Source organism: Chryseobacterium sp. c4a (assembly GCF_009900745.1).
Taxonomy (GTDB): domain Bacteria; phylum Bacteroidota; class Bacteroidia; order Flavobacteriales; family Weeksellaceae; genus Chryseobacterium.
This window is the reverse complement of sequence record NZ_WXVU01000002.1, coordinates 139,147-165,475: the sequence shown is the minus strand read 5'-3', so window position 1 is coordinate 165,475 and position 26,329 is coordinate 139,147. Positions and strand designations below refer to the sequence as shown.

The following is a 26,329-nucleotide window of genomic DNA, read 5'->3' as shown; positions in this document are numbered from 1 at the left end:
GGGTTTGTTAATCTATATTATATTTTCACAATAATTTTAATTTCTATTTTTCAACAATATCCAACCGGAACGTTGCTCCAATTTTTTATTTGCAGGATTTTCCCATTGAACTCTATACCAATAAGTACCTGTAGGCAAGTTGATTCCTTTTAGAGATCCTCTCCATATCACATCTTCTTTGCTAGCCTTGAAAACCTCAGCTCCATATCTATCAAAAATGGAAGCTGCAAAATCTTTATATCCGCTTATTCCTGTAAAGTCTATGGTATCGTTTACTCCATCCATATTCGGTGTAATAGCATTACTTAATACGAATGTAAAATAGTCTATCGAGGTTCCACATTTTGCATTCTTCACTCTCACCCTCAAATGATACATGGTATTATTCAAAACTCCATTAAATACATTTGAAGATTGCCAGGTCACCCCGTTATCCATAGAATATTCCAAAACACCTCCTGTCGGATTGCTTGCTGTAAGTGTCAGTGTCCGGGTATTCTTATCATGAACAACATTAACAATTTCAGGTAGTTCAGGATTAATAAGCTGTGCCGTAAAGACTTTAGAACAAACACCATTACTAATTGTTACAGAATATGTTCCGGCAACTTTTGTAGTAATCGTCTGCGTAGTAGCTCCTGTACTCCACAGATAAGTATAGTTAGGGCCAGCTCCGGCATCCAGAGTACCACTATCTCCCGCACAGACAAATACATTTTCTAATGTAGAAACGATAGCAGGAACTACTTCAATTTTTATCTTAGCAGGATTAACAGAGCTACATCCGTTTCCTCCCAACGCAAATACAGAGTACTCTGTAGTAACTGTAGGAGTAACCACCTGTGTATCTCCGTTTCCGGTAAGACCTACCCAGTTATAGGTAATACCCCCTGTTGCGGTAAGAGTAACAGATTCGCCAGCACATATCTTCATTTTATCAGCAGACACTCCGGCAATTGGAGGCCCTACTTGAACTGTAACTGTTACAGGTGTAGAAGCACATCCATTAGCACCTATAGCCGTTACGGTATATACAGTAGTGGATGTAGGTGATACAGTTTGGGTATTTCCTGTTCCTGTAATACCATTCCCCCAACTATAGGTAACTCCACCAGATGCAGTTAAAGTCACTGATTCTCCCACACATATACGAGGTTGTGATGATACAAGTGCTGCCACCGGTGGTACTTTATCCTGATTTACCGTTATGGACTCAGTATATGAACAAGACAGATTTCCAGGCTGAAATACATTGGAAACTGTTAAGGTATATGTACCTCCTGCACTTACTACAGGAGTAAGAGTATTACCCCCTGACACAATAGCTCCTCCAACTGTAGTCCAGGCAATAGTAGATCCTGGTGGTACTACAGAAGTTGATGCATTAAGTGTGATCTGAGGTGTTGTACAGGTAATAGTCTGCGGTGTTGCTATAGTTAAGGTTGTCTGTGCAGTTCTCAATAATTGTAAAGTAACCACATAACTACAACCACCATTACTCACTCTCACAAAGATTGTTTGATTTGCTGAAGTAGGCGAATATGTCGTAGGAGCTGCAATAAAATTAGCATTCCCCACATCTGCATCTGCCTGATTTACATAATAATTAAATGTCACTCCTAAAGCGGTCGTAATTTGACTTTCCGATTCTTTAAGATTATATGTTAATCCCGGCTGATAGCATTTATGCAGAATTGCATTTTGTGCTGTAAATGGTTCGGATACTTCAATGGTGATTGTTGCTGGTGTAGCAGAAGCACATCCATTCGCTCCAATAGCAGTTACACTGTATGTTGTAGTCGTTGTAGGAGATACGGTTTGAGTATTCCCATTTCCCGGAAGGCCGCCACCCCAAGTATAAGTAGCTCCTCCTGAAGCAGTCAATGTTATAGATTCTCCTTTACAGATCTTTAATTTAGGAGCTGTAAGGGATGGATTAGGCGGTGCGCTGTTTCCTGTTACCGTTACTGTTGCTACTGCTGTACAATTGATATTCCCCGGTTGATAAGTCTGAGAGATCGTCAACGTGTATGTTCCCGGCGCATTGATTACAGGATTTAAAGTAGTACCTCCTGAAACAATATTCCCTCCTGTAGTAGCCCAGCTAAATGTAGCTCCGGTAGGGTAAACTGAAGCTGAAGCATCTAATGTAATCTGAGAATTAGCACAAGTAAGTACTTGAGGAGGCACAATAGATCCTGTCATCTGTGGAGCCTTAACGAGATTCAATTCGGCTACTTTAGCACAGAAGCCAGTCCTCACCCTCACATATACAGTTCCACCCGCACTTTGATAAGCTGTTGGGGTAGGAATTGTATTATTATTTCCTGCGTTAGCATCTGCCAATGTTGCATAATAAGTAAAGACCGCTCCCGGTGTTGTACTTATTGCAGATTGTGCTGAAGGCAAATTAAAAGTAGCATTCCCAGCTGTATAGCAAGCCGTTAATGTAGCATTTTGTACCGTAGGAGAAGTTCCGCCCACAACAGTAATGCTTGCTTCTCCCGGGCAAGAACTTCCTTGTACATATACCCTAACAGTATACACACCAGGTTGTGTTGCTGTATAACTGGCACTGGTAGCTCCCGGAATAGGATTATTATTTAAAAGCCATACATAGGTTACATTAGGTTCCTGAACAGAAGCTGTAAAAGTCTGGGGTGTATTATCACACATATTCACTGAGCTTGGAAGCTGTACACCTCCCGGCCCCAAAATATTCACCCCAATATCAAACGAACCAGCATCTAAAAACACGGCCGAATCATAATTAGCATCCTGAAAATCAGCTAAAACCATTTTAAAATGATACTTTTGTCCTGGTACAACAGTAGCTTTTGCCGTTAAAGGAATAGTACGACCATCAAAATTAGTTTCAATCTTAGGGTTACTATTGGTACCTCCGTAATAAGCCACATTTTTAGGCCCACAGTTTGGATATGCTGGGTGAATATTTGTTACACTCACTGGCCCAGCTCCTCCCGGAAGTACTGCCATATTGGTATAAGTAGGATCACCTACTTTTTTCAACAATAAAGCAAAACCGTCTGTAATATTACAAGGAAAATTGTCTTGATATTCTTTCGATGCAAACAAGTATTTAAAGGTAACTTCAGAAGAAACCGCCACAAAATCGAATTCTATATAAGTAGCATTAGTCAGTTTGTCTCCAGGAATACCCAAAGCCAATGCAAGGTCTGCGTCTCCTGTTGTTCCCAGATCATCATTAAGATCGCCTATAGCATAATTTCCTGCATTTTTCGCAAATCCGGTGGAAAGAATAATTCCTTTATTGAATGGAAAATTCGTAGTTGCTTTATTGAAGTATCCCCAGCTTCGATTTTGATTTGTTGGAGGTAGATTGGGATATACCACTACATTGCTTACATTATTACTGGCACATCCTCCTCCTGATATGAGAACATCTTTTATCAACTGAGTAATACTGTATGAAGACTCAGGATAATTGGAAGTATTTACATCTATAAAAGCTCCGGCTTTTTTTGCTGCTATGCTATTATTTTTTGAGGGTAATTCTTTTTTCACCACCCTATTTTGAGCAAAAACGAAGCTTCCTATAAAAGCAAAAAATAACACTAAAAATAAACTTCCTTTCCTCCTATTTAACATTTTATATTATTTTAAACAAAAATACTATTTTTTTTGATTTAAATTCAGTTTAACATAATTTACATTGCTACTAATTCAAATTTATTTATCGTAGAATATCAACTTTATTTATTTCAATATCATAAAAAAAGACTGACAAATTAGTCAGTCTTTCAATTATTGTTTTAAATTATTCTATATTTTTAAGCAAGATCCAACCGGTTTTTACGGTAAGCAACTTACTCGCGGGATCTTCAAAGGTAACCTGGTACCAATACGATGCAGAAGGTAATCGTTTTCCCTGGAAGTACCCATCCCAATATGGCCTGATCCTTTCAGCTCTAAACACTTCTTTTCCGTAGCGATCGAAAATCTTACCACTGAAGTCTTTATATCCTATTATTCCTCGGAAGTCAATAAAATCATTAATATTATCACCATTCGGAGTAATCACATTTTTCATTACAAAAGTAAAATACTGAAGAAAGCCTACACAACTTGTATTCTTCACCCTCACACGAATAGAAATGATTTCATTTTTAGTCACATTGTTAAATACATTAGAATTCTGCCATGTAAGCCCGTTATCTACAGAATACTCTAAGATCCCATTACTAGGATTGGATGCTGTAAGAACCATGGTTCCTTTGTCATTATAATTAACGTTAATAATTTCAGGAACAACAGCTTTGATAACTTGTGTTTTAAATTCTTTAGAACACACTCCATTGTTGATGGTAACTCTATATTCTCCCGGTTTATTCACCGAAATAGATTGTGTTGTCTCTCCGGTACTCCATTCATAGGTATATCCAGGGCCTGAACCTGCATCCAAGGTAATCCTATCCCCTTCACAGATATGACCGCCTTTTAATGTTGAAACAATTGCAGGAACTACCTCAACAGTAACTTCTGCCGGCACTGGAGATTTACATCCTTGTGCTCCGATAGCATATACAGAATATTTTGTTGTTTTGGTAGGACTCACTGTTCTGATTCCATCTGTAATAGAAGCATTATCACTCCATAAATAAGTTGCTCCTCCCGTTGCTGTCATCAGTACCGATTCCCCCAAACATATTTTCAATCTTGCAACATTAAGGCCTGCAGTAGGTGTGGCTTCCTTTTTCAGAGTTAGCGTTGCTATTCGGCTACAGAACCCTCCATTACTTACAAGAACATGTAATACATCACCGTCGTTTCCATTATAACTGGTTGTATTTTTAATATTATTATTATTTTGTGCCTGTGCATCGGATAGTTTAGTATAAAAACGAGTTACCACTCCAGGTGTTGTTGTGATCAAAGGCACCGCACTATCTAAGTCAAAAGCAGTTACCGTAGGTGTTGTACAAAGCTTAAATACAGCATTTTGCACGGTAGGACTTGTTCCTCCTATAACCGTAATTTTAGCTTCTCCCGGACACTGACTTCCAGGACTCATTACTTTTATGGAATATACGCCTGGCTGAGTCGCCACGTAAGCTACATTAGTTGCTCCGGGAATTAAGACACCGTCTTTATACCATTGAAAGGTCGTTCCTGGAGTCACTTGCACCTGAGCTTTTAACGTCCTAGGCTCATTATCACACATATTAATGGTAGGAGGTAGATTTGCTCCAGTTTCATCTATAATTTTAACTCCAATATCAAATGACCCTCCTTCTAGGAAAACAGCAGAATCATACTGATGATCCGTAGCATCTGCAATCACTAGCTTAAAATGATAGGTTTCCCCAGGAATTACCGTTGCAATAGCCGTTAAAGGAATCGTTCTCCCATTATAGTTGAATCCCACATGTGGATTATTCATTTGTCCAAAATAAGCCTCATTAATAGGTGCGCAGGTAAAACCATATCCTGAAGGAACAATATTCGTAACACTTACCGGCCCTGCATTTCCTGGCAATACGGCTAAATTAGTATAATTAGGATCTCCTACTTTCTTTAACAAGAGAGCAAAAGCGTCGGAAAATGAACATGGAAAATAACCCGTATATTCCTCAGAAGCAAATATATAGTTAAACCTTACCTGAGTAGAATTGGGAACGAAATCAAACTCCAATGATACAGCATCTTTTAAAACTATACCAGGGGCAGGGTTAGTAGCAGCTACAAGATCAGGATCACTTCCTGTTCCTACTTTTTTGTTCACATCATCATTAAAGCTATTTCCTGCATCTTTTGCATAGCCAGTGGTGAGTACAATTCCATCTTTAAAGGGAAAATTTGTTGTTCCTTTGTTGAAATAGCCCCAAAATCTATTATCATCAAATATGGTATGATTAGGAGTTACTCTCACATTGCTAATATTTGCGGTTGTACAGGTACTTCCCCCATTAATCAAAATATCTTTTACCAGTTGCTCAGGAAAATAGCCTGTAGGCGGATAGGGAGGAACATTTACATCGATAAAGTTATCAGCTTTTAAACTCGCTCCGGTAGGTCTTACTTTTACCGGCTTTCTATCAGGACGAACCTGTGAAAATAGAGAAACGGTACTCAATAAAAACATTAAAAGAAAAAAGTAGTGTTTAAATCTATAATTTAACATTTTGATTTCATTTTCCTCAAATGTAGCAAAAATAATTGGATCAAATCAGTATCTGAGACACCTATTACCTTATTTTTTGCAAAAATTCACAATAAATACATTATATTTTTATATTTACTGTAAATAATACACACTATTAGAGAAAAAAAACAGATCAATAATATTGATCTGTTTTTATATCTTAATTTTTTTCAGAAAGTCTCTTATTCTTCTTTTTTCAGTTCATCAATTTCATTTCGAAGTTGAGCAATGATATCCTTCAAAGCTTTTATTTCGTTCTTATTAGAACTTACATTGCTTTTCAATATAGCATTCTTTGCTTTTTCATTATGATCTTCCTCATCTTCCTCTTCGTTAATTTCTTCAATATCCTCACTGATCTCCTCAATGTCTTCCTGGATATCTTCTATATCTTCGTTAATTTCCTCAATATCTTCACTAATCTCTTCAATGTCCTCACTGATTTCCTCAATATCTTCCTGAATATCTTCTATATCTTCACTGATTTCTTCAATATCCTCCTGAATATCTTCAATTTTTTCGTGACTTTTATTCACCGACATCTGAATGAAAATAGCAAGATAAATAGCTTCCAGTGAAAGTACCGTAGTAAGAATCAACAGCATTTTATCAAAATCGACAATATTCAGCATTGGAAGCAAAAACGAAGTAACAAACAACAGAGTATGCACTATCAAAGACTGAATAGATCCTATCCAGGAGGTAATACTGTCTGCTATTTTTTCAAGAACTTCTGTTTTTTCATTATATTTTTTCATCTTTTATATTTTTTACAAGAGTTCTTTAGTTACTCCTAATCCAAACAGTGCAAAATCGTATTTTGCAGGATCTTTTTCATCAAATTGTCTGATAGCCAAATCTAATTCCTCCACTGTTTTCCAATCGTTCTGAGTTCTTTCTACCAATCCTAATTTTCTAGAAATATTTCCGGTATGTACATCCAATGGAATAGACAGGTATTTCTGATCAATATCTTTCCAGATTCCAAAATCCACACCACGTTTATCTTTACGCACCATCCATCTTAGAAACATAATAATTCTTTTAGCTGAGGAATTTTTGTACGGTGAACTGATATGCTTATGACTTCTATGTTTTTCTATTTCCAGAAAACCGCTTCTAAACCTCTCTATGGCATGCTGAAAATTAACCTCCGGATCTTTTACTTTAAACAAATCCTCCAGACTCTCATTTTCTTTATAAATCCTGTTGAATTGTTTAATAAAATAAGAAAAATCTTCTCCATTAAAGGTTCTGTGAATGCTTTTATCCTGAATATCCTTTAGGTTTTTTTCAGAATAATTTAATACAAAATCATAAGGAGAATTCCCCATAATATCCAGCATTTTATTGGCTGAATTGATGATTGATTTTCTGTTTCCCCAGGAAATTGTTGCAGCCAGGAATCCTGCAATCTCTATATCTTGTTTTAATGAAAAACGATGCGGAATCTGAATCGGATCATTTTCTATAAAATCGGGAGTATTGTATTGATCGGCCTTTTCATCCAGAAAGCTTCTAAGCTCTTCAAACTTCAACATATTTATTTAAATTTTTACACTTTCCAGAGCTTTCGGAAGGAATGAATTAGGAAAAATACTTCTGGCCTCATCGGTAAATACGGTTAAATCTGCATATCGATTGGAAAAATGTCCTAAAATCAATTTTCCCACCTGAGCTTTTTGAGCAATAGTAGCCGCCTCCAATGCTGTAGTATGTCCTGTATAATCTGCCATTTCCTTTAAATCATGCAGGAAAGTAGATTCATGATACAGAACTGTAGCATTTTTAATGATCGGAATTACACTCTCAAGATAGCGGGTATCACTACAGAATGCGTATGATACTGATGGAGCCGGATCAACGGTCAGCACTTCATTTTTAAGAACATAGCCATCACTTAAAACAAAATCTTTCCCTGCTTTTATATTATGATAATCACAGCTTTCAATTTCGCTATATTTAGCGATTTCTTTCATATTCAGATGTCTATCCTTTGGTTTTTCTTTAAAAAGATACCCATTGCAATATATTCTATGATCCAAAGGAATAGTATACACTTCTACCCTGCTATCTTCATAAATTTTTTCTGAATAATCTTTATCCAATTCATGATAAACCACTTCGAAGCCACGATGAGTTTCTGTAATCTGAAAGATCGTTTCCAACATCTTCTTTATTCCTTTCGGCCCATACACATGTAATGGATTCTCTCTTCCTAAAAGGCGGAAAGAAGCAATGAGTCCCGGAAGTCCAAAACAATGGTCTCCGTGAAGATGAGAAATAAAAATATGGTTGATCTTTGAAAATCTAGCTTTTGCTTTTCTCAACTGCACCTGTGTTCCTTCCCCACAATCGATCAGGAAGTTTCTTTCTTCCATTTCCAGTAGCTGAGCCGTTGGTGAGGTATTGATCGTTGGAATCGCTGAATTAAAACCCAATATTGTTAAATAAGTACTCAAATCAATTGTTTATTGTAACAAATGTACGACAGAAATTTTAAAACATATATTTTACTGCTAAATTTAAGCAGGAAAAGCATAAAAAAACCACTTCTCTTTTATAGAGGAGTGGTTGATATCGATCTACAGTATAACTTACTTTACTTTTAAAAAGTCCATAAAAAGATCCAATGCCTGTTTACGGTGGCTGATCTTGTTTTTATCTTCCGGTTCCATTTCTGCAAAGGTTCTGTCATAGCCTTCAGGAACGAAGATCGGATCATATCCGAATCCTTTGTAACCTTTATTTTCGGTCAATAGATTTCCATGAACTCTTCCTTCAAAATATTGAGCTCCATTTTCATCATAATAGCATAGAACAGTAACGAAATAAGCTTTTCTGTTTTCTATTCCCTGCATTTCCTCCAATACCTTTTCAATATTTTTAGCAAAATCGTGGTCTCCGGCATAACGGGCAGAAAAAATCCCTGGTCTTCCATCTAAAGACTCTACCACAAGTCCGCTATCATCTCCTAAACTTGGAACGCCTGTCTTTTCAAAACAGTATTTAGCTTTAATTAAAGCATTAGCATGAAAAGAATCTCCATCTTCTACAATTTCTTCGTGAATATTATAATCCGTAAGACTTTTAACGACACAGTCATTCCCTAAAATCTGCTGAATTTCTTCTTTTTTATGCTCGTTGTGTGTAGCGACCAATAATTCCATTTCTATATTCATTTTCAATTTTACTTTTTAAAATAGTGTTGATTACATTTCAGCATAATGTACTTTGTATTTCTTCATAAAAAGATAATAGAACAAAGCAAAAAGTACAATTCCTACTGCCAATATCAACCATTCTGAAACATTAAAGACTTTTGCAAAACTTTCTTCTTTACCATACAACACCAATAATGACAATGTCAGATTATTGAAGGCATGCAATAATATCGGCATCAGTAAAGATTTTGTTTTATGATACACCAATCCCAAAACACATCCCAGCATTACTGCACTAATAAACTGCCACGGATTTCCGTGGACAACGCCGAAAATAATGGATGCATATAAGATGGCTTTCCAAGGGGTTACTCCTTTATTAATTAATCCTTTCTGAATAATCCCCCTGAATATGATTTCTTCAAAAATAGGAGCCATGATCACGGTCATAATAATCATCACCACAGGATTATCGGTTAGCTGGCTCATAAGCTGAGTAAAATATTCATAGAAATTTCCAAAAAAAGGCCCCGATGTAGGAATCAGTGTTGTGGTAAACTCTGAAATAAACATCATTCCGGCCATCATTGGAAAAATAAGGAGATAGGTAGAAAAATTAACGGATGAAAGATTGAAATTAAGTCTCTGCTGAGTTGTTCTTCTCACAATGAAAAAGTCGAAGAAAGCAATTGCCATAACAAATCCCACAGAATTGGCTACCATCAGAAACCAGTCTTTCAATTCAAGATTCTCTTTGAAAACTACTTTCCAAAAGGTACTGAATAAAGAAACAGCCATCGTTCCCACAAACAATCCTACCACTAAAGTAACGCCACCTAACCATGTGAAAGTAAACTTCGGATACCTGCTATTTTCCATTCTTTTTTCTGTAAAAGTTTATTGAAACAAAGATAATTTTTTTGAGTGCTACAGGCAACTAAAAAAGAAAATACTTAAATTAGCTCCATTGCCATGAATATCACAAAAACAAATACAGTCCCTCTTTTTCCCAGCGTTGAATCTGAGATTAACCGATGGGTTACTTTTATGCTGCAGACAACCTATTGGGGAATTCTTACACTCTTCTTTTTCCTTTTCATTATAGGCCCAGCTTATGGACTCTATAACAAAGGAACTAAGATGATGCTTTCAGTAGCATTAATATCCTGGGGATTTTCACTCCTGATTTTAATTCCCGTCATCCGACAATACCTCATAAAAAGAAAGAATATTGCCAATAGAATTGTTATAGACCATACAGGGCTTTTATTTTACAATGCAAAAAATGAAATCATACAACAAGTATTATACTCTGAGCTTCGTTCTTCAAAACAAAATTTTGATATTTACACGGTAACAACAACAGGCGGAAGTATTATCCCCTTGCTGGAAATTACCGTACAGCAAGAAAAACATGATCATGAAACCAGACGTATAGACATGAACCTTCCCCTGCAGGTTCTGAAAAACAAATTTACGCTGTACGCTCATTTTATGCATGGAATTGCTGTATTTCGTTCAGATTTAAAAATAGATCCAATGGCTCTTAAAAGTTTTTCTATTGATCCAAACTCCTGGCATGTTAACAGTAGAAAAGGAGTTTCATTGGGTGGCTGGCTATTTATTTTGGCAGTGATTGTTATTACGTGTATCCTTGTGGCCATTCCATTTTTATTATCTAAATAGCAAATTGATATGACAGAAAAGTTTCAAACCGTTACTTCTAAAGTTAATAAACCGACCACTTACCTTCTGATGGGAATGATGTGGGTAGTCGTCATTATTATTGTTGTCATCATCGGAGTTGTTTTTGAAAATATGTATAGCCACTTTAAAGACTATTTAAAAAATGATCTCGGTACTTTTTTCATGCTTATTTTTGCTCTGTTTCTATTGGCGTTTTGTTTTGTCGCCATGATGATGAGTTTAATATATCGAAAAAAGGAGCACATCCGAACAGCCATTATAGATAAACAAGGCATTACTTTTTACAGTAATTCGGGCAATATCATCAATACCATTTCATATCATGACCTGCAACGGGCTAAAATTGGATCATATGACGCTTATATATACAGCATAGGAACAAAATATCCCAAAACGTATTTGAGTATATATCTTAAAAATCCATCAGGTGAAACGACAATGACCCGTATAGATTTCAACTTTGAGTATGTTATTCTGAGTAATCAGTTTGAAATGTACCGTCAGTTTTTAAGAGGAATTCAATGTTTCAGACCTGATCTGAGGATAAGTCCGCAGACGATTGAACAATACAGCCTTACTCCAGACTTTCCGTCGGTAAAAGACACCCGGATATTAGAATATCTTATCGCATTTCTTTTTACTTTTGCTATTCTTGCTTTAATTTATTCTATTTCCCTGCTCGTATTACGTTAAAATTGCGTTGAGAGGTTCATCACCTCTTTCAATCTACAATTCCTTTTACAAAGTAAAACAGACCTTGATAAAACGGAGAATTTGCTTATTATTTCATCTTTTACTTCTTATTATCAAATCTCTCTTTTTCCTCTGACGAATATTGTTCTCATTTAAATTTGAAAACCTCATAAAAAATCACGATTTTTGCAACTTCAAAATACGATATGTCAGACTTAATCAAAGAAATACAAAAAAGAAAGACCTTCGGGATCATTTCCCACCCGGATGCCGGAAAAACAACTCTTACTGAAAAGCTTCTTCTTTTCGGAGGAGCAATCCAGGAAGCGGGTGCGGTAAAATCCAACAAAATAAAAAAAGGAGCTACCTCCGACTTTATGGAAATTGAAAGACAGAGAGGGATCTCCGTAGCAACTTCCGTATTGGCTTTTGAATATAGAGACCATAAAATCAACATTCTCGATACTCCCGGTCACAAGGATTTTGCTGAGGATACTTACAGAACATTAACGGCTGTAGATTCGGTAATCGTTGTGATTGACGTTGCAAAAGGGGTTGAGGAACAAACTGAAAAGTTGGTTCAGGTTTGTAGAATGAGAAACATTCCGATGTTGGTATTCATCAACAAACTTGACCGTGAGGGTAAAGATGCCTTCGATCTTTTGGATGAAGTAGAACAGAAATTAGGATTAACGGTTTGTCCTCTTTCTTTACCAATCGGTATGGGAAGTGATTTCCAGGGAATTTATAATATCTGGGAAAACAATATCCAACTGTTCTTAGAGGAGAAAAAACAAAAAGTTGGAGATTCTATCAAGTTTGATGATATTAACGATACTTCAATTGATGATGTAATTGGAGAAAAAGCAGCGGCTAATTTAAGAGAAGAGCTTGATCTGATTCAGTCTGTTTACCCGGAATTTAATCGTGAAGATTATATGAAAGGGGACTTACAGCCGGTATTCTTCGGTTCTGCTTTGAATAATTTTGGAGTTCGTGAGCTATTAAATGCTTTCATTGATATTGCTCCAATGCCACAGCCTAAAGAAAGTGATACCCGTATGGTAAAGCCTGAAGAAAGCACTTTCACAGGGTTTGTTTTCAAGATCCACGCAAACATGGATCCTAAGCACAGAGACAGACTGGCTTTCGTAAAAATTGTTTCCGGTACTTTTAAAAGAAATGAAAACTACTTGTTGGTAAGAGAAGGTAAAAAGATGAAGTTTTCTTCTCCGAATGCTTTCTTTGCGGATAAAAAAGAAGTAGTAGAAGAAAGTTTCCCTGGTGATATCGTGGGTCTTCATGATACGGGAAGTTTCAGGATTGGTGATACTTTGACAGGTGGTGAAAAACTAAGCTTCAAGGGAATTCCAAGTTTCTCTCCGGAACATTTCCGTTATATCAACAATAATGATCCGCTTAAAGCCAAGCAATTGGCAAAAGGTATCGATCAGTTGATGGACGAAGGGGTTGCTCAGCTATTCACATTAGAAATGAATGGAAGAAAGATCATCGGAACAGTGGGAGCACTTCAGTACGAAGTTATCCAATACCGTCTGGAGCATGAATATGGTGCAAAATGTACTTATGAGCCACTTTCTATGCACAAAGCTTGCTGGGTAGAAGCTGATGAAAAATCTGAAGAATTCAAGGAGTTTGCAAGATTAAAGCAAAGATTCCTTGCCAGAGATAAATACAATCAATTGGTATTTTTAGCAGATTCTTCTTTCACGATTCACATGACTCAGGAGAAATTCCCGAATGTGAAGCTTCATTTTATTAGTGAATTCAGAGAGAACTAAAAAAGCAAAATCGCGAAAAAACGAATTTGTTTAAGATATAGATCCGCAGAAAATTTCTGCGGATTTTTTTTTGATTACCACCCCGGCAAAAATTCTTTGAATTTTTGCCACCCCTCCGAAGAAAGGGAATTATCACATCTTCAATTATAATATTTGCTATTGTTGGAATGTTCAGAATCCAATATTCAGTATAAAAACGCTTTGTAAATCTTTTGTAAAACAGATACAAAACACTGAAAATATTACAGTTATAATTTTACGATTAGAATACACCCTATTTACAAGTGCTTCAGAATCCTCATGACTAATTTTACTTCATCAAAAAAAATAATGTTATGAAAAAGTTCATCTTACTCATTGCTATTTCAGGTTCTTTTATTGCCTGTAAAAAAGGAGGAGTTTCTCAATCTAAAATGGAAGAAACTGTTAACAGTATAGACAGTACAGCTTCCGTTGCTTCAGATGCTATTGATAATGCCGGTAAAATAGCAAATCAGGCTCTTGATTCTGCAAGTATAAGAATAAAAGATATTGAAGGAACCAAAAGTGATATTCAGGATAAAATAGAAAGCACTTCTAAAATGGTAGATTCTCTATCTGATAAGATTGCTTCTACAAAACTGGAATCAAAAGTTGAGAAAAAAGATTCTGCTTCTAAAAAAGCTGAAAAAATTGTAGTCAATGTTCCTGCTCCTAAAGTGATTAAAGAAACCAAAGTTATTTACAAGGAGAAACCGAAAAATGACAGCTACGAACTGAATGTCTCAAAAGATAAAATGGTAAAAACAGGATATCTTGTGGTAAGGGCAGATAACGCCGAGACGGTAAAAGAAATCATCAGAGAAGAAGCTATCAGAAACAATGGCTATATTAAAAGTGAAAACCAGTCTTATATTGAATCAGCGAATCCGCGTGATGAAAATCAAAAGATTTACAGCATGAATATCAAAGTTCCAATCCAACATTTTGATGGATTAATGGAGGCTCTGAACAGCAATATAGGAGATATTGAAACCAGAGACATTCAGGTTACGGGAAGAAATTATGCAGACAACACCATCTGTAGTATCGATGTCAATATCACTGATAAAACAGCATTAGAAAAAGAGCCTAAAACATTTGGCGGAAAATCATTAGCTGCTATTGAATCGGGCTGGGACGTGATTACTTCCATCTTCCTGTTTATCCTTCCTTTATGGCCGGTATTTTTAATCGGAGGTATTGGGTACTATTTTTATAAAAAGAAGAAAAACAATAATATTCCTAATCAGGATTCTCATTAGAATTTCAAAATCCATCCTTGTGATGGATTTTTTGTTTTTTGGGGTGATTTTTATTTTCAACCACGAATTGCACAGGTTTTCACAGATGTATTTTATGTGTAGAAAGTAAAAATTGATGGTAATAATTGTGAGATGAGATTGCTTCCCTACGCTCGCAATGACCGAGTTGTGATATTTGTGGGATTTGTGTTTTAATTTTTAGGTTTTGGCTAAAGCCAATGGAATATATGTTATTTATTTAGGCGGGCTAAAGCCCACCCCTATTGATATTGATATTGATATTGATATTGACATTGATATTGATATTGATATGTGGATGGATAGCCGATGATTAAAATAATATCTGTCATGATGATCTTTTAAAATGTATGATGTGAGATCCTTACAGGATGACAAAACTGGTTAAGATACAAAAGTTATGATGCTGGAAATCTTCTGTTGATATAGTAATACTGTATTAGGATCTAGCCCTTATATTACTTTTATTCTTTATTCTTTATTCTTTTTACTCATAAACCTAGCCCCGATAGTAACGGTTACCCCGCAGCATGAATTGGGCACAGCCTGGCGCGAGGAGTATGAGTGGATAGCGGGAAAAAGCTCCTAAAAAGAAAAAGGCCTCCAAAACGGAAGCCTTTTAATTATTTCATGTTCACGACTTTGTCTACGACAAACTTTGTGTTTCCTCTCCAAGGAAGAGCACCATTGTATTCTTTGTAATGGAGATCAAAGGTTTTGCCACTGTTGGTTTCCAATTGCTTGAAAACTTCAGGGTCATCTACAGAAAACTCGAACTCATAGCTTGTAATGCCTCCTGTTTTTCCTTTTCCAAATCCTTCTTGAATCAATTTACCTTCATACGTTTTGAAGACATAGCCTTTTTTCATGGCATAATTCAGGTATCCGGATTTTACGCCTTCCCCGAAAACGAAGAAGAACTTATACCATACAAATACTCCTAACAATAGCAGTACGACCCCAAGGGTGATCCACAAAGATTTTTTCATAGGTAAGTGTGTTTTATTAATTCTTATTTTGCAATACTTCTGGAGATCACGATTTTCTGGATTTCAGAAGTTCCTTCGTAAATCTGAGTAATTTTTGCATCTCTCATTAATCTTTCTACGTGGTATTCTTTAACATATCCGTATCCACCGTGAATCTGTACAGCTTCAATAGTAGTATCCATTGCTACCTGAGAAGAGTATAATTTTGCCATAGCTCCACTTTCAGAGATGTCTTTTCCAGCATCTTTCTCACAAGCTGCTTTGAAACATAACATTCTTGCAGCAGTGATCTGAGTAGCCATATCAGCTAATTTGAATGCGATAGCCTGGTGGTTGATGATCTCTGTTTTGAACGCTTTTCTTGTTTTAGCATATTTCAATGCCAATTCGTAAGCTCCTGAAGCGATACCTAATGCCTGAGAAGCGATACCGATTCTTCCGCCATTCAATACAGCCATTGCAAAATTGAAACCAAACCCGTCAGCACCAATTCTGTTTTCTTTTGGAACTTTTACATTATTGAAGATCAAAGAGTGCGTATCACTTCCTCTGATTCCCAGTTTATCTTCTTTTGTTCCGATTTCGAAACCTTCCCAACCTCTTTCTACGATGAAAGCATTGATTCCTTTATGTTTTTTCTCTGGATCAGTTTGTGCAATTACAATATAGTAAGTAGCTGTTCCACCGTTCGTGATCCAGTTTTTAATACCATTTAAAAGATAGTAATCTCCTTTGTCTTCAGCAGTAGTTTTCTGAGATGTTGCATCAGAACCTGCTTCCGGCTCAGATAAAGCGAATGCTCCGATCACCTGTCCGCTTGCAAGAGGAGTAAGGTATTTTACTTTTTGTTCTTCAGATGCAAATTTTTCAAGACCGGCACACACCAATGAATTGTTTACAGACATTACAACTGCTGCAGAAGCATCCACTTTTGCAATCTCTTCCATTGCCAGCACGTAAGAAACGCTGTCCATACCTGCACCACCGTATTTTGGATCCACCATCATTCCTAAAAGTCCCATTTCTCCCATTTTTTTCACCTGCTCTACAGGGAATTTTTGGTCGCGGTCTCTTTCAATAACTCCAGGTAATAGTTCGTTCTGTGCAAAGTCTCTTGCCGCTTGCTGAATCATCAGCTGTTCTTCCGATAAATTAAAGTCCATAAAAAAAATAATTAGATAGCCGTAAATTTACACTTTTTAAGCAAATCTGAAAAAATAAATTAAAACAAGGGAAAATACTGATGTAAAGGGAGATGGAAGAGATACAGGCTGCCAGATTTGAGAGGTATGATTTTATGATATTAACGGCTTATAAAACAGATATTGGTATTATTCGTAAAATATAATGAGTAATAAAGCATAATCAATTCAACAATCCTGTTTTATGGCTCTCAGAGGGCGTTTCCGCAGAAACTGCTATGGTACACATTCAACTTATCTCTAATTATCAGATTCAAATGTATACAATTAAAAAAAATGCTTATATTTAGATTTCTTTATAAATTATTTAAAAAATCATGACGATCAAGAGATTATTCGATATTCCACACTACGCTTTAGAAAAATATCCTAAAACGGATATGTTTGTAACGAAGTATCATGGTGAATGGAAAAAAACTTCCACACAGGAGTTTATTAATGAGGGAAATAAGATATCCAGAGGATTATTGAAGCTAGGAATAAAGCCTGGGGATAAGATCGCTTTGATCACTACCAATTCCCGTACGGAATGGGCTATTATGGATTTTGGACTATCTCAGATCGGTGTTGTTTCGGTACCGGTTTATCCAAGCATTTCTCCGGAGGATTATGAATTTATCTTTAATAATGCTGAAATCCAGTATTGCTTTGTTTCCGACAAAGAATTGCTTAATAAAGTAATGAAGGTAAAACACAATATTCCTACCCTTCAGGGAATCTTTACTTTTGATAAAATAAGCGGTGCTGCCAACTGGAGTGAAATTCTGGATCTTGGTGAGGATGAATCTACTCAAATTGAAGTGGAAGATCTGTCTAATGCTATCAATACAGAAGATTTAGCGACAATCATTTACACTTCAGGAACTACAGGAAGACCTAAAGGAGTAATGCTTACTCATAACAATATTGTTTCCAACGTATTAGGTTCTATTCCAAGAATTCCTAAGAAGAAAAGCCTAGATTACAAAGAAACAAGAGCATTAAGTTTTCTTCCTATCTGCCATATCTTTGAAAGAATGCTTTTTTACCTTTACCAATACAACGGTTTTTCCCTTTATTTTGCTGAAAGCATTGATAAAATGGGGGAAAATGTAAAGGAAGTAAAGCCTCATTACATGACTGTAGTGCCAAGATTGGTAGAAAAAGTATATGATAAAATTTACAATACCGGTTCATCTGCCGGAGGTTTGAAATCTAAAATATTCTTCTGGGCTTTGAATTTAATTACTAAAAAGAAGTCAGTTTCAAAACCATCGGGTATTCAGGAACTTATTGCAGATAAATTAGTATTTTCTAAATGGAGAGAAGGATTAGGAGGTGAAATTGTTACTTTAGTTTCAGGATCCGCTGCCCTATCTACAAGACTGAATTTAATGTTCCAGAATGCAGGAATTCCTATTTTGGAAGGGTATGGTTTAACGGAAACTTCTCCTGTAATTTCTGTAAACAGTTTTGAAAAAATGAAAGTAGGAACCGTGGGTGTTCCTTTGGACAACCTACAAGTAAAGATTCAGGAAGATGGTGAAATTACCGTAAAAGGGGCATCTGTTTTCAAAGGGTATTTCCAAAATGAGGAAATGACCAAAGAAGCGTTTACTGAAGATGGATTCTTTAAAACAGGAGACATTGGTCATATTGATAGTGATGGATTTTTACAGATTACGGATCGTAAGAAAGAAATGTTTAAAACATCCGGCGGAAAATATATTGCTCCTCAAACGATTGAAAATTTAGCCAAAGCATCAAAATTCATTGAGCAGATTATGGTCGTAGGTGATGGTGAAAAAATGCCATGTGCCCTGGTACAACCTGATTTTGAGTTTGCTAAAAGCTGGGCTATGAGAAATAACCTCAACATTGGTTCTACTCCTGCTGAAATTGCCAGCAGTACAGAATTGAAACAAAGGATTGAAAAGGAAATCGAAGGGATTAATGAACACCTTGGAAATTGGGAGAAAATTAAGAAGATTGAGCTGACTCCTGAAATTTGGAGCATTGAATCCGGACTTCTGACTCCTACGCTGAAATTGAAAAGAAAAGCGGTAAAAGAGAAATTTATGAGCCTTTACAATAAGATGTATGATCATCAGGATTAAAAAATAATAGCCGCTTCAAATGAAGCGGTTTTTTTGTGGGATCTATTGACCGTTTGATTTAGGTTTTGGCTAAAGCCAATGGAGTTTGTTATTTTTTTAAACGGGCTAAAGCCCGCTTCTATTGAATTTTTTATTCTCACAGATGTAACGGATTATGCAGATTTTTAACCGTAATTTGTCATTCTGCAGGAATCCGGCCTTACATTTTTATTCTGCGATGTTGAGATTCTTCCTTCGTCAGAATGACAAAGAGACTGCTATAAGACAATTAACAGTATTTATAAAAAAACATCTGTGCTATTTGTGAAAATATTTGTGACATTTGTGTTTCAATAAAAATAAAAAAGCTGTCTCAAAATGAAACAGCTTTTATATTGTCGAAAATCAATAATTAGAATTTAATTACAGATTTCATTCTTTCGTTTTCCTCCATTACCAACTCATCGTCAACAAGGATTTTTCCAGAGTGCTCATCAATGATGATTTTCTTTCTCTGAGCGATTTCCATTTGCTTTTGTGGTGGAATAGTGAAGAAAGACCCTTTTGGAGCTCCTCTTTCTAATCCTACTACTGCAAGACCGTTGATAGAGTTTGTTCTGATTCTGTTGTAAGAAGCTAGTAATCTCTCGTCAATTTTACCTGCATATTCTTTAGATTGCTCTAATAAATATTCTTCTTCTTTTTGAGTTTCAGAAATTAAACCTTCTAGTTCTTCTTTCTTGAATTTCAAGTGGCTTTTCAAATCGTTGATCTTTGCATTCAACTCGCTTAAAGTTTCGTTTTTGTGAGCGATTTTAGCTCCGAATTCTTTAATTCTCTTTTCAGCAAGTTGGATTTCAAGATCCTGGAATTCCATTTCTTTTCCTAATGCTTCAAACTCTTTATTGTTTCTTACATTATCCTGCTGAGATTTGTATTTCTCAATTAAAGTTTTAGCATGGTTAATTACTTCATGCTTTGTTTTGATTTGATCGTCCTGATCTTTAATGTCTGCATGAAATTTTTCAGCTCTCTTTTCAAGACCTTCAATCTCGATTTCAAGATCTTCAACTTCAATTGGCAATTCTCCTCTAGTATTTCGGATTTCATCCAATCTTGAATCAATGATCTGTAAATCGTATAAAGCTCTTAATTTTTCTTCAACTGAAATATCGTTGGTTTTTGCCATATTTAAATGAAATAATTTACTGGGTTTGTTTTTTCAATAGATTTTGAAATTGCAAATGTACTAAATTTTTGTGATAAAATTTCAAATAATTGTTGAGTTACAAATTGTTCTGATTCATAATGTCCTATATCACAGATCAACATTTTAGACTCTGCTAAAAAATAGTCATGATATTTAAGATCTCCAGTAAGGTAAACATCACATTTTTTGGAAATTGCAGAACGTATTCCACTGGCCCCGGAACCACCAAGGACTCCTACTCTTTTGATTTTTTTATTATTAAAAGCTGAGTGTTTGATGACTTCAAGACCAAATTTTTCTTTTACAAACCCCAGGAAATCCTTTTCTTCCATTTCTTCTTCCAGCTCACCATACATTCCCAGCCCGGCATGATGATTTTTATTATCGAGACTATAAACCTGATGGGCAACTTCTTCATAAGGATGAGCTGCTTTCATTGCTCCTATAATCTGTCCTTCTTTATAGGTTTCAAAAATTACAGAAATCATATCTTCATCAGCATTCTCACGAATGTTCTGTTGTCCTGAAAATGGATTTGAACCTTCAACCGGTCTGAATGTTCCATTTCCATTCACTGTAAAGCTGCATTCGTCGTAAAAACCTATGCTTCCTGCTCCGGCAGAGAACATCGCTTCTTTTACTTTTTCTGAATAGTCTTTAGGTACAAAAACAGTAAGTTGTTTCAAATTATTTTGTTTGGGCTGAAGTATTTTCATGTTTTTCAATCCCAACTGGCTGCATATTCCATAATTGACTCCAAAGAAATCATTATCAAAGGCGGTATGAATAGCATAAATGGCTATTTTATTTTCAATAGCTTTTAAAACTGCTTTTTCCACATAGTTTTTCCCGGTTAACGATTTCAATCCCGAAAATATAATAGGATGAAAACACACAATCAGGTTGCAATTTTTTTCAATGGCTTCATCTACTACATTTTCTAATGCATCATGGCAAACCAGAATCCCAGAGACATCACGATCCGGAACTCCACATAATAGCCCAACATTGTCAAAATCTTCTGCCTGTCTGATACTTATTTCCTCTTCTATCTTTGAAATTACAGTTCTTAGCTTCATTTACTCTATATTTTACAGTTACAGCGAAGATATTAATTTTAGAAGGATTCGGAAAAATTTTCTACAGCTACAGAAAACAAACTGACGAAAATTGCAATAAGTATGTGAAAGCTTAATGGGTAAAAAAGGACTCTTTTGCTAAAAAGGCAACTTCGGCCAAGCTTGTACAAAAATTAGAAAAAAGCACAAAGCACCTGTACTCTTACTTAAAACGGACGTATTTCCAGGTGCAGTTAAACCGAGAGTGGACTTTACATTTGCGTTTCCAGAATTTATCTTCATAACACCAGCATGACCAACCTGAAAGGATGTAGGAACAAAAAAACATCTTCAGAGAGGTTCTATTCAATTATTCACTGACATATTAAAAATAAGAGCTTCAGCAATAGAAATTATCTCTTCATTAAGGCCATACCATCAATCTTAATCTATCAAGATCTAAAATGATATCCAGATACTTTTTTATGAAGTTAAAATTTTTATCAAAATCTCATATTTTGAAGAATAAAATTACAAAACAGAACCCAAAATATGTTAAAATTTTTTTTTATATGTCATATTTTATGCGTACTTTACAATTTATAATTTTTTAAAACCCAGAATTTTAGATATAATCATTCACGGCTAAACAATGGGAAATTCATGAATATTTGCTAAATTCTTTTAACAATCATATATTTACCCTACTTGATTGAAATGATTAACTTCGTCATGAAATAACCCTAAAAAATGGAAAGAGAACATAATCTTATTCCTGAAGACACCTTATGGAAAAGATTCCTTTACCGGATAATTTATCGCTCCGACACCAGGCTCGGAAAACTGTTCGATATTATTTTATTGTCATTAATTCTTACAAGCACTGCCATTATTATGATGGAGAGTGTACCAAAGCTTGATAAAAGATTCCATTATACTTTCCTGATTCTCGAATGGATTATTTCCATTTTTTTCACCATTGAGTATTCTATGCGAATCACTGTGATTAAAAATAAGAAGAATTATATATTTAGTTTTTTTGGACTTATTGATTTTCTTGCTTTGGTTCCTTTTTATCTCAGCTTCTTTTTTCCAATCACAAAGTATTTTTTGATCTTCAGAATGCTGAGAATGTTGAGAATTTTCAGAATTTTCAACTTATTGGACTTTATGAATGACGGCTACCTTATTGTAAGGGCTTTAAAAAACAGTTCCAGGAAAATTTATATATTCCTTTTATTCCTGATTATATTTTCAGTGATTGTGGGTTCCCTGATGTTTATGGTGGAAGGTGGCCGACAAGGGTTTGAAACCATTCCTCAATCTATCTATTGGGCTGTAGTAACTGTAACTACCGTGGGATACGGAGATGTCTCCCCCATCACCCCGCTAGGGAAGTTTTTTGCGGTTGTCTTGATGCTTGCTGGTTACTCCATTATTGCAGTTCCTACAGGAATAGTAACAGCAGAAATGCGAAATAAAAGACAAAATCTGGAAAAGGTGTGCGACCGCTGTGGTAATGAAGATATTGATGATGATGCAAGGTATTGCAAACAATGTGGCAAGAAATTAGCTTAATATTAGGTAATTAGTTAAATCTATTCACCAAATACCACAAAATCATGGAACCACAAAAGAAAAACAAACCGAATAGCTTAGTAATTATTCTTTTTGTACTCATCGTACTAATGATCATAATTTACTTTATTCTCGCAATGTTCTTTCCAACCGTTTTCGACCTTATGAATAAGGGAGATATACAACCGATACCGAACAAGTAACCAATAATGGGTAATAAGTGATGGATCATTTACAATAAAAAAGATGGGCGAAAATTTCGCCCATCTTTTTTTATGAAGTAAGGTTTATTCTTTATTTTTTTATGGCTTTCATTGTTTGCTTAGTACCATCTTTCATATTCAGCATTATCAGATACATTCCTTGTTTCAGGTCTCCTAAATGAAGAACGGAAGAAGGAGTCTCTATTGTTTTCACTACCCTTCCGGAAATATCCAGAACAACAATTGATTTTACCTGGTCTACTTTTGAAATATTCAATACATCAGCAAATGGATTTGGGTATATTTTTATTTCATTCTTATCTTTCGCTGTTTCTGAGGTTCCAAGGGTCTGTTTGTTAATAGTAATGGTAAATGTTCCCTCCATTTTATCCTCATCATTATCATAATGTCCTACATTTACTAAATATACGGTTCCTGCAACTGTTGGGATCGTCATTGTTTCTTCTCCTCCACTTAAACCGGCATCTATAGAATTCACACAAGTTAAGTTGCCACATGTACCGCTATACACTCCTAATTCAGCATCAAAATCACTTCCTGATGGCATTGTCACTTTGATCTCATGTTCTGTTCCATCTCCGGTAAAAGTAAACCATGTTCCATCATTCATCCCGGAAGAACAAGCTGTAATAAATCCGTCATTATTGGTAGCTCCTGCAGCATCAGTCTGTGTGTAGGTGTAAGGGAATACAGAGGCAACCAAAGCTCCCGAACAAGCATCGTTTGCCGGTGGCGGCGGAATAGTTCCTACACAAATATCAAAACTTTGTGCATTTCCTGCTCCATCACCGGTATATACTCTTATATAATAAGTTTGCCCGATTGTAAGACCGGAAATCACTTTTATATCTTCGTAATCTGAACAGTCCACACTAGCCAGATTACTACAATCTCCGCTGAACACCTGGAATAAAAGTGAATAACTAGATACAGAACCTATGGACATGGTATTACCCAGCGAAATAACATGGGTATTTGAAGTTGCTGTAAATTTAAACCATACATCATCATCTGCTTCTCCATCACAAGGATCAACAGGTAGGTTGGAATCAGTTGCTCCAAGGGTATGTCCGGATGTTTTATTTCCGCAATTCATATCAGGGTTTACCGTTAAAGTAATCGCTGTAGTACATTCATCATTTAAAGGAGGCGGAGGTAATGTACCAATACAAATATTGAAACTTTGAGCAGATCCGGCTCCTCCATAGCTGTATACTCTTACATAATAAGTATTCCCTACAGTAAGTCCATCTATGATTCCATAATCAGGATCAGAACAAAAAACATTGCTTAAGCTATTGCAATCTCCACTTAAAACCTGAAAATAAATATCTGAACTGGTTCCAATTCCGGCAGGTTCTACATTTTTGAGTGAAACAATATGAGATGAATGTGTTGCTGTAAATTTATACCATACATCATCATCTGGGTTCCCATAACAAGGATCTGGATCTACTCCTGAATCTGTTGCGGAAAGTGTTGTTCCCGCCGTAATAGATCCACAATTCATATCCGGGTTTACAGCCAGCGTAATTGCAGCTGCACAATCATCATTAGATGGCGGTGGTGGTAATGTACCAATACATATATTAAAGCTTTGTGCATATACAGCACCTGCAGCATAACTAAAAACTCGTATATAATAAGTATCTCCAGGATTAAGTCCGTTAACGGTTCCCGTATCAGGATCCGAACATAGAATACTATTCATAGTTCCACAACTTCCACTAAGAACCTGAAAATAAGTATCAGTACTAGAATTGGATCCAACGGAAGTGATATTTTTAAGAGAAATTATATGACTGGAAGCTGTAGCCGTGAATTTATACCATACATCATCATCTGGGTTACCATAACAAGGATCTGGATCTACTCCTGAATCTGTTGCAGAAAGCGTTGTTCCTGCAGTAGTTACAGCACAATTAAGATCTGGATTTACAGTTAATGTAACAGCACTGCTACATTCATCATTGGTCGGCGGCGGCGGTATTGTTTTAAATTTTATAGTAGAACAATCTACTGACTCTCCTCCTGATCCTACTGAAACTACTCTAAGATAATAAGTTGTATTAACAGAAAGTGGAGATGAAGGAGTAAAACTTGCAGTGGTTACTGTTTGTTGGTTCACTATATCTGTTCCTCCAGGTGTTGTCCCTATAGAAACTTTATAACTTGTAGCTCCTGGTGACATTGCCCATGTGATTGCAGGAGAAACAGGTATAAGAGTTGCATTATTTACCGGATATGTCACAGAAGCACATGTTGGTATTGAACTTGGAGTAAGCCCTGTTATACCAGTGGCCGCTCTATATTCTTGTAAGGTTCCCGTGGGAGGACTTGAAGGATCGGGATCATTACCATCTGATCTATATAAAATAGCCCTGTTTTGGGCATTGGGAAGAGTATATACAGTAAATGTATTATTGTCAAAATCATAACCTGAAGTATTTTCATCTACTGCAATCACTAGATTCTGGCTATTATCATAGGCAAAAGGAGTAGAAAATACAATTTCCACTACTCCATTTGCATTGGTAACAGTTCCTGAGAAAACTTCCGTAAGATTTGCAATAGGAATCCAGTCGCTTCCTCCAGAAAAGTTTGTTTTAGAAGTATGCCCAAGATAGACCACCCAGCTTGAGGAATTGTCAAGACCTGCAGAGGGATTTGCAAAGAACTTCAACCCTGTAATATTTCCTGCGGCACTCGCATTAATCTCTTGCTTAGTAAAGATTTGTTGAGAATAGGAATAGCCATAATTTGTATTGATCGGAACATTTCCAACCGCTGTGCTCCCTTCCCCTAATGTGATCTGAGCATTTAAAATTATGCTTACCATCAGTAAGCACCAGAGTAAGATTTTTTTCATATATATTTATTTTTGGTGTTAAATTCAACAAGTAAATTAATAATATTTTAAATAAAATACTAAAAACAACCCACACAAAAGCAAAAAAACCAACAAATAATTATATTTATAATACAATTAAATTTATTCCATTGATTATTTTACATACTTCAATGAATTTAAAATAAAATTTAAACCAACTGATTGTACTTAAATGTTCTATCCTTAGATAAAAAGCTGATATTTATTCACAGAAAATACAGGTATAAAAAAAGACGAATCTAAAATGATTCG

19 protein-coding genes are annotated in these 26,329 nt (G+C 35.8%); 7 read left to right on the top strand and 12 right to left on the bottom strand.

Annotated elements, in window-relative coordinates:
* Positions 1-36 precede the first annotated feature (36 nt).
* The 7 genes from GTR01_RS05065 to GTR01_RS05035 all read right to left on the bottom strand — a co-directional run bounded on the left by GTR01_RS05065 (position 37) and on the right by GTR01_RS05035 (position 10,227).
* Complete coding sequence (locus tag GTR01_RS05065; protein ID WP_160136779.1) at positions 37-3,630, bottom strand: choice-of-anchor L domain-containing protein; 3,594 nt, start codon at positions 3,628-3,630, stop codon at positions 37-39.
* A gap of 169 nt (positions 3,631-3,799) precedes the next feature.
* A complete protein-coding gene (locus GTR01_RS05060) occupies positions 3,800-6,163 on the bottom strand; it encodes a choice-of-anchor L domain-containing protein (RefSeq protein ID WP_160136778.1) in 2,364 nt (787 codons plus the stop codon).
* A gap of 203 nt (positions 6,164-6,366) precedes the next feature.
* On the bottom strand, positions 6,367-6,942 hold the full coding sequence (locus GTR01_RS05055; RefSeq protein ID WP_160136777.1) for a DUF1003 domain-containing protein: 576 nt from the start codon (positions 6,940-6,942) through the stop codon (positions 6,367-6,369).
* A 12-nt stretch (positions 6,943-6,954) separates the two neighbouring features.
* On the bottom strand, positions 6,955-7,725 hold the full coding sequence (locus tag GTR01_RS05050; protein ID WP_410492568.1) for a TIGR02757 family protein: 771 nt from the start codon (positions 7,723-7,725) through the stop codon (positions 6,955-6,957).
* A 6-nt stretch (positions 7,726-7,731) separates the two neighbouring features.
* Positions 7,732-8,646 carry a ribonuclease Z gene (locus GTR01_RS05045; RefSeq protein ID WP_160136776.1) on the bottom strand — a complete coding sequence of 305 codons (915 nt, stop codon included), beginning with the start codon at positions 8,644-8,646 and terminating at the stop codon, positions 7,732-7,734.
* A 135-nt stretch (positions 8,647-8,781) separates the two neighbouring features.
* The gene (gene rdgB, locus GTR01_RS05040) at positions 8,782-9,366 is read right to left on the bottom strand and encodes an RdgB/HAM1 family non-canonical purine NTP pyrophosphatase (RefSeq protein ID WP_410492567.1); all 585 of its coding nucleotides are present in this window, start codon (positions 9,364-9,366) and stop codon (positions 8,782-8,784) included.
* 30 nt (positions 9,367-9,396) lie between these two features.
* A complete protein-coding gene (locus tag GTR01_RS05035; RefSeq protein WP_160136775.1) occupies positions 9,397-10,227 on the bottom strand; it encodes a CPBP family intramembrane glutamic endopeptidase in 831 nt (276 codons plus the stop codon).
* A 93-nt stretch (positions 10,228-10,320) separates the two neighbouring features.
* On the opposite strand from GTR01_RS05035, the gene GTR01_RS05030 reads away from it, so the two are divergent.
* From GTR01_RS05030 to GTR01_RS24750, 5 genes are all read left to right on the top strand, one after another.
* A complete protein-coding gene (locus GTR01_RS05030; RefSeq protein ID WP_160136774.1) occupies positions 10,321-11,034 on the top strand; it encodes a hypothetical protein in 714 nt (237 codons plus the stop codon).
* Positions 11,035-11,043: 9 nt separating this feature from the next.
* Positions 11,044-11,748: a hypothetical protein gene (locus tag GTR01_RS05025; RefSeq protein WP_160136773.1), complete on the top strand. Its 705-nt coding sequence runs from the start codon at positions 11,044-11,046 to the stop codon at positions 11,746-11,748.
* A 206-nt stretch (positions 11,749-11,954) separates the two neighbouring features.
* The gene (locus GTR01_RS05020) at positions 11,955-13,550 is read left to right on the top strand and encodes a peptide chain release factor 3 (RefSeq protein WP_160136772.1); all 1,596 of its coding nucleotides are present in this window, start codon (positions 11,955-11,957) and stop codon (positions 13,548-13,550) included.
* Positions 13,551-13,885: 335 nt separating this feature from the next.
* Positions 13,886-14,833, top strand: a complete 948-nt coding sequence (locus tag GTR01_RS05015) for a DUF4349 domain-containing protein (RefSeq protein WP_160136771.1) — start codon at positions 13,886-13,888, stop codon at positions 14,831-14,833.
* Between the two features lie 205 nt (positions 14,834-15,038).
* Positions 15,039-15,164, top strand: a complete 126-nt coding sequence (locus tag GTR01_RS24750; protein WP_262885742.1) for a hypothetical protein — start codon at positions 15,039-15,041, stop codon at positions 15,162-15,164.
* 310 nt (positions 15,165-15,474) lie between these two features.
* On the opposite strand, the gene GTR01_RS05010 is transcribed toward GTR01_RS24750, so the two are convergent.
* Both GTR01_RS05010 and GTR01_RS05005 read right to left on the bottom strand, forming a co-directional pair.
* A complete protein-coding gene (locus GTR01_RS05010; RefSeq protein ID WP_160136770.1) occupies positions 15,475-15,840 on the bottom strand; it encodes a hypothetical protein in 366 nt (121 codons plus the stop codon).
* Between the two features lie 23 nt (positions 15,841-15,863).
* The gene (locus GTR01_RS05005) at positions 15,864-17,003 is read right to left on the bottom strand and encodes an acyl-CoA dehydrogenase family protein (RefSeq protein ID WP_160136769.1); all 1,140 of its coding nucleotides are present in this window, start codon (positions 17,001-17,003) and stop codon (positions 15,864-15,866) included.
* Between the two features lie 356 nt (positions 17,004-17,359).
* Between GTR01_RS05005 and GTR01_RS05000 the strand changes: the two genes are divergently transcribed.
* Positions 17,360-19,138, top strand: coding sequence for an AMP-dependent synthetase/ligase (locus tag GTR01_RS05000; RefSeq protein ID WP_160136768.1), 1,779 nt, complete (start codon positions 17,360-17,362; stop codon positions 19,136-19,138).
* Between the two features lie 391 nt (positions 19,139-19,529).
* Here GTR01_RS05000 and GTR01_RS04995 read toward each other — a convergent pair whose 3' ends face one another.
* Together GTR01_RS04995 and GTR01_RS04990 are read right to left on the bottom strand one after the other, a co-directional pair.
* The gene (locus tag GTR01_RS04995) at positions 19,530-20,306 is read right to left on the bottom strand and encodes a zinc ribbon domain-containing protein (protein WP_129058254.1); all 777 of its coding nucleotides are present in this window, start codon (positions 20,304-20,306) and stop codon (positions 19,530-19,532) included.
* Positions 20,307-20,308: 2 nt separating this feature from the next.
* Positions 20,309-21,406, bottom strand: a complete 1,098-nt coding sequence (locus tag GTR01_RS04990; protein ID WP_160136767.1) for a Nif3-like dinuclear metal center hexameric protein — start codon at positions 21,404-21,406, stop codon at positions 20,309-20,311.
* 729 nt (positions 21,407-22,135) lie between these two features.
* On the opposite strand from GTR01_RS04990, the gene GTR01_RS04985 reads away from it, so the two are divergent.
* The gene (locus GTR01_RS04985; RefSeq protein WP_160136766.1) at positions 22,136-22,963 is read left to right on the top strand and encodes an ion transporter; all 828 of its coding nucleotides are present in this window, start codon (positions 22,136-22,138) and stop codon (positions 22,961-22,963) included.
* A 294-nt stretch (positions 22,964-23,257) separates the two neighbouring features.
* Here the strand turns inward: GTR01_RS04985 and GTR01_RS04980 are convergent, their stop codons facing one another.
* Complete coding sequence (locus GTR01_RS04980; protein WP_160136765.1) at positions 23,258-26,056, bottom strand: T9SS type A sorting domain-containing protein; 2,799 nt, start codon at positions 26,054-26,056, stop codon at positions 23,258-23,260.
* Positions 26,057-26,329 lie beyond the last annotated feature (273 nt).

Excerpts from the sequence above, each read along its gene's own strand:
- GTR01_RS05030 (WP_160136774.1), top strand. The coding sequence starts at position 10,321 with ATGAATATCACAAAAACAAATACAGTCCCTCTTTTTCCCAGCGTTGAA.
- GTR01_RS05065 (WP_160136779.1), bottom strand. The coding sequence starts at position 3,630 with ATGTTAAATAGGAGGAAAGGAAGTTTATTTTTAGTGTTATTTTTTGCT.
- GTR01_RS05005 (WP_160136769.1), bottom strand. The coding sequence starts at position 17,003 with ATGGACTTTAATTTATCGGAAGAACAGCTGATGATTCAGCAAGCGGCA.
- GTR01_RS04985 (WP_160136766.1), top strand. The coding sequence starts at position 22,136 with ATGGAAAGAGAACATAATCTTATTCCTGAAGACACCTTATGGAAAAGA.
- GTR01_RS05050 (WP_410492568.1), bottom strand. The coding sequence starts at position 7,725 with ATGTTGAAGTTTGAAGAGCTTAGAAGCTTTCTGGATGAAAAGGCCGAT.
- GTR01_RS05000 (WP_160136768.1), top strand. The coding sequence starts at position 17,360 with ATGACGATCAAGAGATTATTCGATATTCCACACTACGCTTTAGAAAAA.
- GTR01_RS05060 (WP_160136778.1), bottom strand. The coding sequence starts at position 6,163 with ATGTTAAATTATAGATTTAAACACTACTTTTTTCTTTTAATGTTTTTA.
- GTR01_RS04995 (WP_129058254.1), bottom strand. The coding sequence starts at position 20,306 with ATGGCAAAAACCAACGATATTTCAGTTGAAGAAAAATTAAGAGCTTTA.
- GTR01_RS05025 (WP_160136773.1), top strand. The coding sequence starts at position 11,044 with ATGACAGAAAAGTTTCAAACCGTTACTTCTAAAGTTAATAAACCGACC.
- rdgB (WP_410492567.1), bottom strand. The coding sequence starts at position 9,366 with ATGAATATAGAAATGGAATTATTGGTCGCTACACACAACGAGCATAAA.
- GTR01_RS04990 (WP_160136767.1), bottom strand. The coding sequence starts at position 21,406 with ATGAAGCTAAGAACTGTAATTTCAAAGATAGAAGAGGAAATAAGTATC.
- GTR01_RS05055 (WP_160136777.1), bottom strand. The coding sequence starts at position 6,942 with ATGAAAAAATATAATGAAAAAACAGAAGTTCTTGAAAAAATAGCAGAC.
- GTR01_RS05020 (WP_160136772.1), top strand. The coding sequence starts at position 11,955 with ATGTCAGACTTAATCAAAGAAATACAAAAAAGAAAGACCTTCGGGATC.
- GTR01_RS05035 (WP_160136775.1), bottom strand. The coding sequence starts at position 10,227 with ATGGAAAATAGCAGGTATCCGAAGTTTACTTTCACATGGTTAGGTGGC.
- GTR01_RS05010 (WP_160136770.1), bottom strand. The coding sequence starts at position 15,840 with ATGAAAAAATCTTTGTGGATCACCCTTGGGGTCGTACTGCTATTGTTA.
- GTR01_RS04980 (WP_160136765.1), bottom strand. The coding sequence starts at position 26,056 with ATGAAAAAAATCTTACTCTGGTGCTTACTGATGGTAAGCATAATTTTA.
- GTR01_RS05015 (WP_160136771.1), top strand. The coding sequence starts at position 13,886 with ATGAAAAAGTTCATCTTACTCATTGCTATTTCAGGTTCTTTTATTGCC.